This window comes from Pseudomonas sp. PvP027, from assembly GCF_017833005.1.
Taxonomy (GTDB): domain Bacteria; phylum Pseudomonadota; class Gammaproteobacteria; order Pseudomonadales; family Pseudomonadaceae; genus Aquipseudomonas; species Aquipseudomonas congelans.
The window spans coordinates 4183279-4197971 of record NZ_JAFIBK010000001.1 but is presented as its reverse complement, the minus strand read 5'-3'; the positions used below and the strand labels follow the sequence as shown (position 1 = coordinate 4197971).

General features: G+C 60.2%; 14 protein-coding genes. 8 read left to right on the top strand and 6 right to left on the bottom strand.

The genetic code is table 11. The features are described 5' to 3' along the window. Positions 1 to 2: 2 nt before the first annotated feature. The 4 genes from JOE33_RS18140 to glyA all read left to right on the top strand — a co-directional run bounded on the left by JOE33_RS18140 (position 3) and on the right by glyA (position 4949). The gene (locus JOE33_RS18140) at positions 3 to 995 is read left to right on the top strand and encodes a helix-turn-helix transcriptional regulator (RefSeq protein ID WP_010434464.1); all 993 of its coding nucleotides are present in this window, start codon (positions 3 to 5) and stop codon (positions 993 to 995) included. Between the two features lie 140 nt (positions 996 to 1135). Then, on the top strand, positions 1136 to 2029 hold the full coding sequence (locus tag JOE33_RS18135; protein WP_074595014.1) for a transporter: 894 nt from the start codon (positions 1136 to 1138) through the stop codon (positions 2027 to 2029). A 47-nt stretch (positions 2030 to 2076) separates the two neighbouring features. Continuing rightward, positions 2077 to 3528: an amidase gene (locus JOE33_RS18130; RefSeq protein ID WP_032615068.1), complete on the top strand. Its 1452-nt coding sequence runs from the start codon at positions 2077 to 2079 to the stop codon at positions 3526 to 3528. A 167-nt stretch (positions 3529 to 3695) separates the two neighbouring features. Next, the gene (gene glyA / locus JOE33_RS18125; protein ID WP_010434456.1) at positions 3696 to 4949 is read left to right on the top strand and encodes a serine hydroxymethyltransferase; all 1254 of its coding nucleotides are present in this window, start codon (positions 3696 to 3698) and stop codon (positions 4947 to 4949) included. Positions 4950 to 5054: 105 nt separating this feature from the next. On the opposite strand, the gene yjiA is transcribed toward glyA, so the two are convergent. From yjiA to JOE33_RS18110, 3 genes are all read right to left on the bottom strand, one after another. Then, positions 5055 to 6032 carry a GTPase gene (yjiA, locus tag JOE33_RS18120; RefSeq protein WP_187624915.1) on the bottom strand — a complete coding sequence of 326 codons (978 nt, stop codon included), beginning with the start codon at positions 6030 to 6032 and terminating at the stop codon, positions 5055 to 5057. Between the two features lie 95 nt (positions 6033 to 6127). Then, a complete protein-coding gene (locus JOE33_RS18115; RefSeq protein ID WP_002555232.1) occupies positions 6128 to 6325 on the bottom strand; it encodes a YbdD/YjiX family protein in 198 nt (65 codons plus the stop codon). 27 nt (positions 6326 to 6352) lie between these two features. Next, positions 6353 to 8428, bottom strand: a complete 2076-nt coding sequence (locus JOE33_RS18110) for a carbon starvation CstA family protein (RefSeq protein ID WP_032615065.1) — start codon at positions 8426 to 8428, stop codon at positions 6353 to 6355. 286 nt (positions 8429 to 8714) lie between these two features. On the opposite strand from JOE33_RS18110, the gene JOE33_RS18105 reads away from it, so the two are divergent. Continuing rightward, positions 8715 to 9089 carry a PilZ domain-containing protein gene (locus JOE33_RS18105; RefSeq protein WP_010434443.1) on the top strand — a complete coding sequence of 125 codons (375 nt, stop codon included), beginning with the start codon at positions 8715 to 8717 and terminating at the stop codon, positions 9087 to 9089. 14 nt (positions 9090 to 9103) lie between these two features. Here the strand turns inward: JOE33_RS18105 and radA are convergent, their stop codons facing one another. Next, positions 9104 to 10471 (bottom strand): DNA repair protein RadA, encoded by a 1368-nt coding sequence (gene radA / locus JOE33_RS18100; protein WP_002555235.1) that lies wholly within the window; start codon positions 10469 to 10471, stop codon positions 9104 to 9106. Positions 10472 to 10666: 195 nt separating this feature from the next. On the opposite strand from radA, the gene mscL reads away from it, so the two are divergent. Beyond that, positions 10667 to 11113: a large-conductance mechanosensitive channel protein MscL gene (mscL, locus tag JOE33_RS18095; protein WP_054992785.1), complete on the top strand. Its 447-nt coding sequence runs from the start codon at positions 10667 to 10669 to the stop codon at positions 11111 to 11113. 713 nt (positions 11114 to 11826) lie between these two features. On the opposite strand, the gene JOE33_RS18090 is transcribed toward mscL, so the two are convergent. Beyond that, positions 11827 to 12603, bottom strand: coding sequence for a ferredoxin--NADP reductase (locus tag JOE33_RS18090; RefSeq protein ID WP_187624914.1), 777 nt, complete (start codon positions 12601 to 12603; stop codon positions 11827 to 11829). Between the two features lie 335 nt (positions 12604 to 12938). On the opposite strand from JOE33_RS18090, the gene JOE33_RS18085 reads away from it, so the two are divergent. Together JOE33_RS18085 and JOE33_RS18080 are read left to right on the top strand one after the other, a co-directional pair. After that, a complete protein-coding gene (locus JOE33_RS18085) occupies positions 12939 to 13172 on the top strand; it encodes a helix-turn-helix transcriptional regulator (protein ID WP_003340758.1) in 234 nt (77 codons plus the stop codon). Between the two features lie 130 nt (positions 13173 to 13302). Then, the gene (locus tag JOE33_RS18080; RefSeq protein ID WP_054993133.1) at positions 13303 to 14427 is read left to right on the top strand and encodes a methyltransferase; all 1125 of its coding nucleotides are present in this window, start codon (positions 13303 to 13305) and stop codon (positions 14425 to 14427) included. Between the two features lie 92 nt (positions 14428 to 14519). Here JOE33_RS18080 and JOE33_RS18075 read toward each other — a convergent pair whose 3' ends face one another. Beyond that, entirely contained in the window at positions 14520 to 14687 is a 168-nt protein-coding gene (locus tag JOE33_RS18075; protein ID WP_002555239.1) for a DUF2474 domain-containing protein, read from the bottom strand. Positions 14688 to 14693: the final 6 nt, after the last annotated feature.

The following is a 14693-nucleotide window of genomic DNA, read 5'->3' as shown; positions in this document are numbered from 1 at the left end:
GCATGATCAGCGATACAACATCCCTGGACAGTGTTTCCTGTCAGGTCGTTGAAGCCTTGAACGAGGTGATTCTCGAGCTTCAGACCGAGGTCAGCAGCGCGTCGATCTCTACGTTCCATCAACAGGCGCTTGAGCGGGTGCGCGCGCTGGTGCAGTTCGACAAGGCCTGGTGGGGAAGATCCACCTGGCGTGACAACTGGCCCGTCGAGCACAGTTCCTTTTTGCTCGGCCTGCCCAGCGGTTACGCCGCCGAGTGGGAGCAACTCAAGACCTCGGACGCCAGCGTCGGCAGAATGCATCAGACCCAGGGCGTCTGTCAGGTCATTCACTGCACGGCAGCGGATGCACCTTCCGCGCTTGCCGAACTCGGACGCCAGTACGACCTTTGCTTCGCGCTGGGCATTGTCCTGACCGACCCGCACACCCAGCAGGGTGTGCATTTGACGCTGTTTCGCTCGGCCGACCACACGCCCTTTTCGCCCTTGGACAAGCGCCTGATCGAGTGGCTGATGCCGCATCTAGTCGCCGCCGAACAGGCCAGTTATCTGCGCACGCTCACGACCCTGCGGGAAACCCAGGGTGCTTACGACGAGACCGCCATGGCGGTGAGCGATCGTTACGGCGTGCTGCTTTCCATGGAGCCTGCATTCTCGTCGATGCTGGGCTCGGAATGGCCTGACAGACCGTCCAATCGCCTGCCTCGACAGTGCGACCCCCAAGAGGGCTATTCGAGTCAGAACCTGCACATTACGTCGCAACCCGTAGGCGACCTCGTTCTATTGACGGCGCGCCGACGCAGCAGTCTGGAGCTGTTGAGCACGCGCGAACTTCAGGTCGCCCGAGGCTTTGCGGTCGGCCAGACTTACAAGGAAGTCGCACGCAACATCGGTATGTCGCCCTGCACCGTCCGGCACCACTTGAGAAAGATCTACAACAAGCTCGGTGTCACCCGTAAAGCGCAGATCGCTCAGTTACTGCATTTGACTGACAGCTGACGCCAACGCGTTCTACCCCTCATTTCCGGTTTTTCCAATAACTGCCACCCCGCAAGGGAGGGCCGTGCTCGCCCATAAAAATAACAAGGCACTTACCGATGTCATTAAAAAACCACTTCCTTAGCGCTTCAGGACTCGCCATGGCGATCCTGTGGTTATCGTCCACGGCCTGCGCCACCGAAAACGCTGCGCCCACGACAGCCGCTGGCGTTTTCGACTTTGGCGCAGGCTTCATGCCGCCCTCCACTGCCAATGGCACCGTCGGCACGCGCATCAGTAACTACCATGCGGATGTCATCAAGGACAGCCACGGCAAGGACAGCCCCAACGATTTCCAGATCAACGTCCTGGCGATCGGCCTCGCCTACTTGCGAATGACCGAGCAGGAGTTTCTCGGTGCCCGCTATGGTTTCGCGGTGGTGCCGATCTTTTTCAAGATGGATGCAGACCTGGGCGTGAATGCAGGGGGGCAACGGGTATTCAGCGACAGTGCATCGCTGTTTCGCCAAGCGGACCTGCAAGTGGTGCCGATCATCCTGGACTGGAAGCTCGGGCCGGGGCTGGGCATCAATACCCAACTGATGTTTCAGGCGCCCACCGGGGACTATGACAAAAACCGTCTGGTCAGCCCTGGCACGAACCACTGGACGGTTTCTCCGCTGTTGAATGCAACCTACATTTCACCCGGCGGCTTCGAGGTTTCCTCGAGTTTCCAGATCGATATAAACGCGCGCAACCCCGACACCGATTACCGCAGTGGCGTTGAGTACCGACATGAGTTTGCAGTGGGCCAGCATGTGGGCGACTGGACCGTCGGCATTGGCGGCTACTACTACCGGCAGCTGTCGGACGACGACGCGCCGGGGCTGACCCGCGGCAATCGTGCCCGAGTACTCGCCGCAGGCCCTGCAGTGAGCTACTTCAAACCCGGCGCCGGGCTGCCACCCATCTGGTTGCACGCCTACAAGGAGTTCGACGCCCGCAACCGTGCCGAGGGCTACACCGTGGCGCTGCGTACCGGCATCAGCTTTTAAGTGGCGTACGCACCGCGACGACACGCTTTCAATCCTGGAGACGATCGATGAAAGACCTGCACGAATTATTCAATACGCTGGACGGCCGCGGCCTGGCAACACTGGTACGCAATGGCGAGGTGAGCCCAGGCGAGCTGCTGGAAACCGCTATCGCGCGGGTCGAACAGGTCGAGCCAGGCCTGAATGCTGTCAGCGAAAGGCTTTACGATCAGGCGCGTAGTCAGGCGACCGGGAGCAGCGTCAGACAGGGCGTCATGGCCGGCGTACCGACCCTGGTGAAAGACATGTTCACCCCGATGGCGGGGGCACGCATGACCAGTGGCTCGCATGCGCTGGGCGAGTTTCGCTCAGACATCGATTGCGAAATCGTCAGCCGACTGCGTCAGGCGGGCTGCCAACTGATCGGGACAACCACCGCGCCTGAATTCGGCGTGTCCTACAGCACCGAATCGCAGCGCTTCGGCGCGACCCGCAATCCCTGGAACCCGCAATACAGCGCGGGCGGTTCCAGCGGCGGTGCAGCCGCTCTGGTTGCGGCGCGCGCCATCCCCTTCGCGCATGGCAACGATGGCGGCGGCTCGCTTCGCGTGCCGGCTTCCTGCTGCGGCGTATTCGGCTTCAAGCCGTCGCGTGGGCTGCTGCCGTCAGGCCCGATGGTCGGTGAGGGCTGGGCAGGTCTGAGCACGGCTCATGCAATTACCCTGTCGGTAGGCGACAGCGCCGCCCTGCTCGACGCCACTGCCGGGAGTGATCCTGGGGCTCCCTATGCAGCGCCCATGCCTGCGACGCCCTTTGCACACGCCGCAGGCCGCGATCCCAAGCGCCTGAAAATAGCTCTGGTCTCGGCTATATCGCCGTGGCCGGCTGAGCCGGAAGCCCTGGCTGCACTGCAACACACTGCGGCCTTGCTGGAGGCGCTCGGCCATTACGTGATTCCGGCTACCTTGCCCGTCCAGCTACCTGAATTCCTCGACGCGACGTTCGACATCATCGGCTCACACACTCAGGGCTACCTCGATCTGCTAGGCAAAATGCGCGGCTTCCCGGTGGCCATGGAAGAGCTGGAGCCGCGCACCCGTGTCATTCTGCGCGAGCGCGGGCAACTGCCTGCAACGCGCTACATTTCGGCGGTCGAATCGATGCATGCACTGGGCCGGGCGATGGCCGGTTTCTTCGAAGAGTACGACATTGTTCTCACCCCGACGCTCAACCGCGCCCCGCCTCGCCTGGGAGAGTTGGCCTTCGACGACGACAGCCGGTCCCTGCAGGACTTCATCGCGCTTTCGCACAGCTACTCGCCCTACACGGCGATCTTCAACGCGACTGGCCAGCCAGCCATGTCCGTGCCCCTCTACTGGACAGCCGATTCGCTGCCGCTGGGTTCTCACTTCGCCGCGCGGTTTGGCGACGAACTGACCTTGCTGAGCCTTGCCGGCCAACTGGAACGCGCCCAGCCGTGGGCCGCACGCAGGCCGCCCTTGAGTGCTGATGCAGGTTGATGCGAAGGGAGTTTTGCCTCCAGAAGCCCACAAAACCCAGGATCACGCGCCTTTTACCGGGCTGCGTGAACCCCTTCACTGTTCAAGATGACTGCCTTTCATATGCCAGATAAAACCCGATGGGGTAGAATAGTCGCCTTTTCCGCCATGCCCCCTTGAGGACTGCCATGTTCAGCCGTGATTTGACTATCGCCAAGTACGACGCCGATCTGTTTGCCGCCATGGAGCAAGAAGCTCTGCGTCAGGAAGAACACATCGAGCTGATTGCCTCGGAAAACTACACCAGTCCGGCCGTCATGGAAGCTCAGGGCTCGGTCCTGACCAACAAGTACGCCGAAGGCTATCCGGGCAAGCGCTACTACGGTGGTTGCGAGTACGTCGACGTTATCGAGCAACTGGCCATCGACCGCGCCAAGGAACTGTTCGGCGCCGATTACGCCAACGTCCAGCCACACGCGGGTTCGCAAGCCAATTCGGCGGTATACCTGGCCCTGCTGCAAGGCGGCGACACCATTCTGGGCATGAGCCTGGCTCACGGTGGTCACCTGACCCACGGCGCCAGCGTTTCGTCCTCGGGCAAACTGTACAACGCCGTTCAGTACGGCATCGACGGCAACGGCATGATCGACTACGACGAAGTCGAGCGCCTGGCCGTCGAGCACAAACCGAAAATGATCGTCGCCGGTTTCTCTGCCTACTCGCAGATCCTCGACTTCCCGCGTTTCCGCGCAATCGCTGACAAGGTCGGTGCGTACCTGTTCGTCGACATGGCTCACGTAGCCGGTCTGGTCGCCGCAGGCGTCTACCCGAACCCGGTGCCATTCGCCGACGTCGTGACCACCACCACGCACAAGACCCTGCGCGGTCCACGTGGCGGCCTGATCCTGGCTCGCGCCAACGCCGATATCGAGAAGAAGCTGAACTCCGCCGTATTCCCTGGCTCCCAGGGCGGCCCGCTGGAGCACGTCATCGCAGCCAAGGCCATTTGCTTCAAGGAAGCGTTGCAGCCTGAGTTCAAGACCTACCAGCAGCAAGTGGTGAAAAACGCCAAGGCCATGGCCGGTGTATTCATCGAGCGTGGTTTCGACGTCGTCTCCGGCGGTACCGAGAACCACCTGTTCCTGCTGTCGCTGATCAAACAGGACATCTCCGGTAAAGACGCCGACGCCGCTCTGGGTCGTGCCTTCATCACCGTCAACAAGAACTCCGTTCCGAACGACCCACGCTCCCCGTTCGTCACCTCCGGCCTGCGCTTCGGCACCCCGGCAGTGACCACTCGCGGCTTCAAGGAAGCAGAGTGCAAGGAACTGGCCGGCTGGATCTGCGACATCCTGGCAGACCTGAACAACGAAGCCGTGATCGACGCGGTTCGCGAGAAGGTCAAGGCCATCTGCGCCAGGCTGCCGGTTTACGGCGCTTGATAAGCCTCGTTTAAACGCAGTACCGAAAGCCCCGACTCGTGAGAGCCGGGGCTTTTTACTGGGCGGTTCACTGTGTGAGCAGAAGCTCAGCCGCTGTCCGACCTCTCAACCGCATACCTTCTCGAACCCCGCCCGTATTTTCTCCTCCGGCAATTCATCGGCAATGAACACAATCACGCTCTCGCGCTTTTCGCCTTCGGCCCATTCAGTGTCCCAGTCGAAGCCGTAGAGCTTGAGTACGCCCTGAAACACCATCTTGCGCGGTTCGTCTTCGATGTTGAGCACCCCCTTGTAACGCAGCAGTTGCTTGCCGTGGTCTTCCAGCAGTTCGTTCATGAACTCGCTGAGGCGGTCCAGGTTCAGTGGTTTTTCGCTGCGCAGGACAAGGCTGCTGATGCGGTCAGCGGAATTGCCGACCGGGGCCAGCGGGCGCAGGATCATGCCGCCGCCGAGGTCAGCGTTGAGGTTGAAGCCGCGCACGTCGAGCAGTTCGGCGAGGTCGATCCTGCCGTGCTCGACAATACGGATAGGCGCGCGGCGGTTGATGCGGGTCAGGCGCGCGCTCAGGGCCTCGAAAGCTGCATCGTCGACCAGATCACGTTTGCTGACCAGCAGCCGGTCGGCAAAGCCGATCTGTGCCTGGGCGATGGTTTGTGCCAGATGCGTATCGGCATGGGCGGCGTCGACCAGGGTGATGATGCCGTCGAGGATGTAACGCTCGCGCAGCTCTTCATCGATGAAAAAGGTCTGCGCGACCGGCGCGGGATCGGCCAGTCCGGTGCACTCGATCACCAGTCGGTCGAAAGCGATCTCGCCACTGTCCAGACGTTCCAGCAACAAGTAGAGCGCCTTGGTCAGGTCGGTATGGATGGTGCAGCACACGCAACCGTTGGACAGGGTCATGATCTGCACTGGGTCGGTGCCGAGCAGTTGGCTGTCGATGCCTGCATCGCTGAATTCGTTTTCGATCACGGCGATTTTCAGGCCGTGTTCGGCCTTGAGCAGATTGCGCAGCAAGGTGGTCTTGCCGGCGCCCAGAAAACCGGTCAGCACGGTCACGGGGATAGGTTGCAACTCAGTCATAAGGCTCCTGGCGTGAGGCATTCAGCTGAAATGAAAACGCGCCACAGGTGATGGCCTGCGGCGCGTCGGATCAAACCATAACGCAGATCAGCGGATCAACAGCACTTCGGTCCGCCCTTGCCGCCGTAACGCGCCTCTTGCCGTTCCCGGAAGAACTGCTCGTAGGTCATCATCGGCTTGTCCGGGTGGGTGTTCTGCATGTGTTCAACGTAGGTGTCGTAGTCCGGCATGCCCACCATCAGGCGCGCGGCCTGACCGAGGTATTTGCCGAGGCGACTCAGGTCATTGAACATGGGCAAATCCTCTTTGGGTAACCATCATCACACCTGTGACGCTGGCGGCATGGCCTGGAACGGAGCTTCCTTGTCGGTGCGCTCCTTGGTGCTCCACGCAGCACGGCCGACTTTAATGGCGTAGAACAGAATGCTGACCACCACGAACAGAAACAATATGGTCAGCCCGGCGTTGGTGTAAGCGTTGAAGATAACGTGCTGCATCTGGTCCATGGTTTTGGCCGGGGCAAGAATCTGACCGGCATCGGCCGCGGCGCTGTATTTCTTGGCCAGGGCCAGGAAACCTACCGCAGGGTTGGCGTCGAACAGCTTGATCAAGCCCGCGGTCACGGTGCAGATCAGCAGCCAGACGGCAGGCAGCATGGTCACCCAGACATAGCGCTGACGCTTCATCTTGATCAGCACCACGCTGGCCAGCATCAGGGCGATACCGGCGAGCATCTGGTTGGAGATACCGAACAGCGGCCACAGGGTATTGATGCCGCCCAGCGGGTCGATCACGCCCTGATAGAGCAGATAGCCCCACAGCGCCACGCAACCGCCGGTGCCGATGGCATTGGCCGTCCACGACTCGGTACGCTTCAAGGCTGGAACGAAGCTGCCCAGCAGGTCCTGCAGCATGAAGCGTCCGGCACGAGTACCGGCGTCGACAGCGGTCAGGATGAACAACGCCTCGAACAGAATCGCAAAGTGGTACCAGAACGCCATGGTGTTCTCACCCGGCAGCACCTGATGGAGGATCTGTGCGATACCGACGGCCAGCGTCGGAGCACCACCGGCACGGGCCAGAACGGTATTTTCACCGATGTCTTTCGCGACAGCGGTCAGTTGCTCCGGCGTGATGGCAAAGCCCCAGCTGGAGACTGTCTGCGCGACGGTTACCACGTCACTGCCGACCACGGCAGCCGGGCTGTTCATGGCGAAGTACACACCCGGCTCGATCACCGAAGCGGCAACCATCGCCATGATGGCCACGAAGGACTCCATCAGCATGCCGCCGTAACCGATGTAACGGGCGTTTTTCTCGTTATCAAGCAGCTTGGGCGTGGTGCCCGACGAGATCAGCGCGTGGAAGCCCGACACTGCACCGCAGGCAATGGTGATGAACAGGAACGGGAACAGCGCGCCCTTCCAGACCGGGCCTGTGCCGTTGGTGAACTGGGTCAGAGCCGGCATTTTCAGCTCGGGCGCCAGAATCAGAATACCGATGGCGAGTGCCAGAATGGTGCCGATTTTCAGGAAGGTCGACAGGTAGTCACGTGGCGCGAGCAGCAGCCAGACCGGCAGCATGGCCGCTACGAAGCCGTAACCGACCAGCATCCAGGTGATCTGCACGCCGGTGAACGTGAACATCGGCCCCCAGGTCGGATCAGCCGCTACCATGCCGCCGACCCAGATCGAACCAAGCAACAGAATGACGCCGACGATGGAGATTTCACCAATGCGCCCAGGACGGATGTAGCGCATATAAATGCCCATGAACATCGCGATCGGGATCGTCGCCATGACCGTGAACATGCCCCACGGGCTCTCGGCCAGGGCCTTGACCACGATCAGCGCCAGCACCGCGAGGATGATGATCATGATCAGGAAACAGCCGAACAACGCGATGGTACCGGGGATACGGCCCATTTCCTCGCGGACCATGTCGCCCAGCGAGCGTCCATCACGGCGCGTGGAGAGGAACAGGATCATGAAGTCCTGCACCGCACCGGCCAGCACCACGCCGGCAATCAGCCAGAGCGTGCCCGGCAGATAGCCCATTTGCGCTGCCAGTACCGGGCCGACCAGCGGGCCGGCGCCAGCGATGGCTGCAAAGTGGTGACCGAAGAGGATGTGTTTGTTGGTCGGCACATAGTCCAGACCGTCGTTGTTGACCACCGCCGGTGTCGCGCGCAGCGGATCGAGCTGCATGACGTGAGTGGCGATGAAAAGACTGTAGTAACGATAGGCAACCAGGTAGATAGCTACCGCAGCGACCACGATCCACAAGGCGTTGATCGCCTCTCCGCGACGCAAGGCCACGACCCCAAGAGCACATGCCCCGACAATTGCAACGATGAGCCAGGGAACATGGCGCATCAGACTATTATTATTTTTCATTTTTTTTATTCCAGCAGAGTTGACTAGAAGGCAAGCCATGCGAGTTTAGCGCCGGATCAGCGAAAGACCACCCCCAACCAAGGTCTAGGTCGAAATTTGATCAATTGCGGCAGATACCCGGCATAGAGGGCTGGAATGGCCTCGACAGATGGCGTCCCGATCACAAAACAGCGATGCGGAACTGTTCTGTCATTGCTTTCCGGTCTATCGTGCATGGACAACATAATCGATCAGATAACGACCGGCCCGCTGACCTCCGGTGGCGGTCAAAAAGAGAGTTCATTCGATGACCGACTCACCTGCAGATCGCCGTCGTTTCAAACGTATTGCCTTTGATGCCAAGACCGATCTGAAGCAAGGCGACAAAAGCTGGAAAGTGCAACTGGTCGACCTTTCTCTAAAAGGGTTGCTGATCGAACGGCCAGATCCGTGGAGCGGTGATCAGACGCAGCCCTTTGAAGTCGACATCATTCTAAGCAACGATGCCCATGTAAAAATGGATGTCGAGATCACCCATGACAACAACCGGCAACTTGGATTCGTTTGCCGGCACATAGGGCTGGAGTCAATCAGCCACCTTAGGCGGCTGGTCGAATTGAACCTCGGAGACCCCGAGGAACTGGATCGGGAACTGGCAGCCTTGATCGAACTGCAGGAATAATTCTCAGGGCGAGGTTACTCGAACAGCGCATCCAGTGCCTGTTCCAGCCGCGTAACGGCAATGATCTGCAAGCCGGGCGGCGCTTCCTTCGGTGCGTTGCCCTTGGGCACGATGGCGCGTTTGAAGCCGTGCTTGGCGGCCTCCTTGAGGCGCTCCTGGCCGCTGGGCACCGGCCTGACTTCACCGGATAGCCCCACCTCACCGAAGACCAGCAAGTCATGCGGCAGCGGGCGATTGCGCAGACTGGACATGACCGCAGCCATCAAGGCCAGGTCGGATGCGGTCTCCAGCACCTTCACACCGCCTACCACGTTGAGAAACACGTCCTGATCGTGGGTGGGAATGCCGCCGTGGCGGTGCAGGACCGCCAGCAGCATGGCCAGACGATTCTGATCCAGACCCAGCGTCACGCGGCGCGGGTTGGACATGTGACTGTCGTCCACCAGTGCCTGCACTTCCACCAGCATCGGCCGCGTGCCTTCCCAGGTGGCCATGACCACACTGCCCGGCACTTCTTCCTGCGCACGGGTCAGAAAAATCGCCGACGGGTTGGAGACTTCTTTCAGGCCCTTGTCGGTCATGCCGAACACGCCCAGCTCGTTGACCGCGCCAAAGCGGTTCTTCACCGCACGCAGCAGGCGCAGGCGACCGTCCGACTCGCCCTCGAAATACAGCACGGTATCGACCATGTGCTCGAGCACACGCGGACCGGCCAGGGCACCTTCCTTGGTGACGTGACCGACCAGAAAGATCGCCGTGCCGCTCTGCTTGGCGTAACGCACCAGCAAGGCGGCGCTTTCGCGAACCTGCGACACCCCGCCAGGGGCAGACTGCAGCTGTTCGGTGAAAATCGTCTGGATCGAATCGATCACCATTACCTTGGGCTTCTCCACCTTGGCGGTGGCAATGATGGTCTCGATACAGGTTTCGGTCATGACCCGCAGCTTGTCCTGCGGCAGACCCAGACGCCGGGCGCGCATGGCGACCTGCTGCTGGGATTCCTCACCGGTGACATACAGCGCAGGCATGCGCTGGGCGATGTTGCACAGCGTCTGCAAGAGGATAGTGGACTTGCCGATGCCGGGGTCGCCGCCGATGAGCACCACCGAACCGTCAACCAGACCGCCGCCGAGCACCCTGTCCAGCTCGGTGGAGTTAGTGGAGAAACGCGGGATCTCTTCGACGCTGACCTCTGCCAGGGTCCTGATCTGCGCCTGCGAACCGGTCCATCCCGTGCGCCCGGTGGGCGGCGCGGCGGCACCGCTTTCAATCATGGTTTCGACCAGTGTGTTCCAGGCACCGCATTCGCTGCACTGGCCCGCCCACTTGGGAAATGTCGCGCCGCACTCAGTGCAGCCGTACAAGCGTTTGGCCTTGGCCATTACAACCCCAGTCGTTAAAAAACGCCCATGATAACGCAGCTTGCAATACCTGCCAGTCGCCAGGCGACAACTGCTTTTGAAAACCGGATAAAACTTACACGGACGACTCCGGTCGATTGAACGTAGCGCGGGCGGCAAGAGCGCGGCTGGGCTACACTTAATTCGATCAAATTTATCTGTTACAAGGAATTACCCATGAGCGTGCTTACAGAATTCAAGGCATTCGCGGTCAAAGGTAACGTGGTCGATATGGCCGTCGGTATCATCATCGGCGCGGCATTCGGCAAAATCGTTTCTTCGTTCGTCGGCGATGTCATCATGCCGCCGCTGGGCCTGTTGATTGGTGGCGTGGACTTCAGCGACCTGGCGGTCACCCTGCGCCCCGCGCAAGGGACTGCCCCGGCAGTACTGCTGGCTTACGGCAAGTTCATCCAGACCGTCATCGACTTCATCATCGTCGCGTTCGCGATCTTCATGGGCGTCAAGGCCATCAACCGCCTGAAGCGCGAAGAAGCCAAGGCACCTACCCTGCCGCCGACGCCTTCCAAGCAGGAAGTCCTGTTGAGCGAGATTCGTGACCTGCTCAAGGAGCAGAACACACCGGCAGCGCCAGTCACTGTCGACCCTGCTCGTCCGCTTTGATTGAGTAAGGCATAAATCTGCAGGCCATAGTCCCCGCGCAGTGCTTTTCAACCGCGATGGCACTGACGACGCAGAGTGCGACGTTAGTGACGGCTGAGTCCTGGCGCTGATCCGGGGGTAGCCTGGCAGGACGCCAGGCTAGCCGCACCGGGCCATGGATGGCCCGGTGCGGCGACCCCCGGATCAGTGACAGGGCGAAGGAACCCGACGAAGTCGGGCCGGAAACGGAGCTGCGGGCTTTGCTTACTTTGGCCCCATCAAAGTAAGTCGCCGAGAGGCGAAAAGGTGACCTGAGCCGAACCCTATCCACCTGACAAAGAAAAGCCGCTGTGTGACGCAGAGCGTCACGAACTACATTCCCACGCGGAGCGTGAGGAACGATAGTCATCAGGTTCCGGGCCGTGCCTCTAGCCCGACTACTCTAAAGTGCTTTTCGGACACGATGGCACTGACAACGCAAATTGGGACGTAAGTGACAGGACGAAGTCGGGCCGGAAACGGAGCTGCGGGCTTTGCTTACTTTGGTCCCTCAAAGTAAGGCGCCGTAAGGGCGCAAAGGTGACCTGAGCCAAACACCAATCCACCTGACATCACAGAACCGCTGTGTGACGTAGAGCGTCACGAACTGCATTCCCACGCGGAGCGTGAGGAACGATAGTTATGTGACTATCGTGCCAATGCTCGGCACGATAGCCATCGCTAGCCGCCCCCCATCACCAATACGTCTCCACCGCCACTTGCCCAGGCTTGCGTGACAGGCTCAGGCGCATGTCGCGCTGCTTGAGAATCGCCCGTGTGTCATCGATCATCTGCGGGTTGCCGCACAGCATCACCCGCGAATGCTCCGGCGTGAGAGCAATGCCGGCAGCGCGCTCCAGCTCTCCGTTATCGATCAACTGCGTGATCCGCCCATTCAATGCGCCGGGATACTGCTCGCGGGTCACCGTGGGCAGAAACAGAAACTTGTCAGCGTATTCAGCCAGGTACTCACGCTGCATCAGTTCGGCAATCAGTTGCTGATAGGCCAGCTCGCGCGACTCACGAACGCTGTACACCAGGATCACCCGTTCGAACTTCTCCCAGACCTCGAAATCCTGAAGGATCGACAGAAACGGTGCGACTCCCGTCCCTGTGGATAACAGCCAGAGATCACGCCCATCGATAAAGCGATCCAGAGTCAGATAACCAAACGCGTGCTTTTCCACCAGCAGGCTGTCGCCTTCGCGCAAGCGGCTCAACTCGCTGGTGAATTCGCCATCCGGAACCACGATGGAAAAGAACTCCAGAAATTCATCGTGCGGAGAAGAAACCATCGAGTAGGCGCGCCATACGACTGAACCGTCGGCCTTGGTCACCCCGAGACGCGCAAACTGTCCGGCACGAAAGCGAAAACCGGGATCACGCGTGGTGCGCAGGGTAAACAGGTTCGCGGTCAACGGCGTAACACGCTGCAGTGTCTGGCGGGTGAATTTATCGTCACTGACGGTCATGGTGCGCTTTGAACTCCTGAATATGAAAGCAGAACCCAGTGTCCCGCAAAGCAGGCTCGATAAACACCGGCTGTTTGTGATGGATTAACCGGCAGCGGGCTCTGCCGCTTAGAGTATTTGGTTCTTGGATCAGCTCCTTCAGGGTCGAACACACACAGGACGAATTCCCCCGCCCCTTCTCGCGCGCGGGTTTCAGCCGGCAGGCCGACAACACGCCGCCAAGTGCCATCAGCCCATCCGTCCGGCTGAGCGGCGTGCCCACAGATTGCCGTCTATTTATTCCTAGACTGGATAAACACCCAGCAAGGTCTGTACACGTACTGCAAGGAGGCTACATGAACACGATGGACATAAATTTCTCACAGCCCTCGCCAGCAAAAAACCTGACTCAGAGAGAAATCGAAGTCCTCAAGTGGTCCGCTGAAGGCAAAACAGCTGGCGACATCGCAATGATCCTCTGCCTGAAGGAGCGCACCATTCACTTCCACATTGCCAGCGCCATTCAAAAAATGGGGGTCTGCAACAAGACGGCTGCAGCCGTACAAGCCGCGCTCAGCGGAATGTTCTGACAAAACGGGCAATCACCGCGTAATCAGACAGGTATCGGAACGAAAAAATACGTAAAATCGTCTGTCTCAGCGAGCCCACCTGTCATCGGGCTCACTGACATACCTTCGATTGCACAGAGTTTTCCCGCCAATGCCCCTGCTCATCAGTCCCTTCGCTGAACTTGATCTCATTCGCCAACCCGAGCAACAGGATGAGCCCCTGCAGGCATTCGATGCCGCTGACGAGTACCTGCTCAATCATGTTGCAGAAGCAGGGCTGAGCCTGCAAAGCCGGGTTCTGGTGCTCAATGACAGTTTCGGCGCCCTGGCCGCAAGTCTTGCACCGCATGCCACTGTCATCAGTAGTACTGACTCGTTTCTGGCGGCGCAGGGTCTGGAAAAGAATCTGGCGCGCAACGGCATGAGCTACGACGCAGTGCCGCACATTCCGGCCAGCGAAGCGTTGCAGGGGCCCTTCGACTGGGTGCTGATCCGCGTGCCCAAGACCCTGGCGCTGCTCGAAGAGCAACTGATACGCCTGCAAGGGCAGCTGGCCCCCGGCGCACGGGTTATCGCTGCAGCAATGGTCAAGCATTTGCCGCGTTCGGCTGGCGACTTGCTGGAGGAATATGTCGGACCGGTCCAAGCCTCGCTGGCAGTGAAAAAAGCCAGGCTGCTGTTTGCCACGCCACAGCCCATGGAAGTGCGGACCTCGCCCTACCCGACCCGCTACCGGCTGGATGAACCGGCCATCGAACTGCTCAACCATGCCAATGTGTTCTGCCGCGACGGGCTGGACATCGGCACTCGCGCCTTCCTGCCTCATCTGCCGAGAAACCTTGGTACGGCAAGGGTCGCAGACCTGGGTTGCGGGAATGGCGTGCTGGCCATCGCCAGTGCGCTGGACAACCCGCAGGCACATTACACGCTGGTCGACGAGTCATTCATGGCCGTGCAATCGGCAGCCGAGAACTGGCGGGCGACGCTGGGTGATCGCGACGTACGGGTTCAAGCAGGCGACGGTCTGGAGATGCACGAGCCTGACTCGCTGGATGTGGTGCTGTGCAACCCGCCCTTCCACCAGCAGCAAGTGGTAGGCGACTTTCTGGCCTGGCGGATGTTTGTTCAAGCGCGTGCAGCGTTGGTGACCGGCGGGGCGCTGTACATCGTCGGCAATCGTCACCTGGGTTATCACACCAAGCTGTCGCGCCTGTTCCGCGGCGTCGAACAAGTCGCCGCCACGCCGAAATTCGTGATTCTGAAAGCCCGCAAGTAGCCCGCGCCCAAGGCACAAAAAAAGACCCCCTTGCCACGCGAGTGGCAAGAGGGTCGCAAAACGTGTCCGCAGACACGAACGGGAATTCAGTATCAGTGTGTCGTCAGGCCCGCTGCGCTCATGAACATGCGCATCAGGCTGGCCACGATGAACAGCGCGAATACGCTGCCCGCCCAGATTCCGACCAGCCAGGCCAGTCGTTGCCAGAGCGGCTTGCTCAGCGCCGGATCAGGATCGTGCATGGAATTTTTACCAGACATCGTCAT

Bases quoted from the DNA above. Each gene is read 5' to 3' on its own strand.
- radA (WP_002555235.1), bottom strand. From the start codon at position 10,471: ATGGCCAAGGCCAAACGCTTGTACGGCTGCACTGAGTGCGGCGCGACA.
- JOE33_RS18130 (WP_032615068.1), top strand. From the start codon at position 2,077: ATGAAAGACCTGCACGAATTATTCAATACGCTGGACGGCCGCGGCCTG.
- JOE33_RS18085 (WP_003340758.1), top strand. From the start codon at position 12,939: ATGAACACGATGGACATAAATTTCTCACAGCCCTCGCCAGCAAAAAAC.
- JOE33_RS18115 (WP_002555232.1), bottom strand. From the start codon at position 6,325: ATGTTCAATGACCTGAGTCGCCTCGGCAAATACCTCGGTCAGGCCGCG.
- yjiA (WP_187624915.1), bottom strand. From the start codon at position 6,032: ATGACTGAGTTGCAACCTATCCCCGTGACCGTGCTGACCGGTTTTCTG.
- JOE33_RS18080 (WP_054993133.1), top strand. From the start codon at position 13,303: ATGCCCCTGCTCATCAGTCCCTTCGCTGAACTTGATCTCATTCGCCAA.
- JOE33_RS18110 (WP_032615065.1), bottom strand. From the start codon at position 8,428: ATGAAAAATAATAATAGTCTGATGCGCCATGTTCCCTGGCTCATCGTT.
- JOE33_RS18090 (WP_187624914.1), bottom strand. From the start codon at position 12,603: ATGACCGTCAGTGACGATAAATTCACCCGCCAGACACTGCAGCGTGTT.
- JOE33_RS18075 (WP_002555239.1), bottom strand. From the start codon at position 14,687: ATGTCTGGTAAAAATTCCATGCACGATCCTGATCCGGCGCTGAGCAAG.
- JOE33_RS18140 (WP_010434464.1), top strand. From the start codon at position 3: ATGATCAGCGATACAACATCCCTGGACAGTGTTTCCTGTCAGGTCGTT.
- glyA (WP_010434456.1), top strand. From the start codon at position 3,696: ATGTTCAGCCGTGATTTGACTATCGCCAAGTACGACGCCGATCTGTTT.
- mscL (WP_054992785.1), top strand. From the start codon at position 10,667: ATGAGCGTGCTTACAGAATTCAAGGCATTCGCGGTCAAAGGTAACGTG.
- JOE33_RS18105 (WP_010434443.1), top strand. From the start codon at position 8,715: ATGACCGACTCACCTGCAGATCGCCGTCGTTTCAAACGTATTGCCTTT.
- JOE33_RS18135 (WP_074595014.1), top strand. From the start codon at position 1,136: ATGGCGATCCTGTGGTTATCGTCCACGGCCTGCGCCACCGAAAACGCT.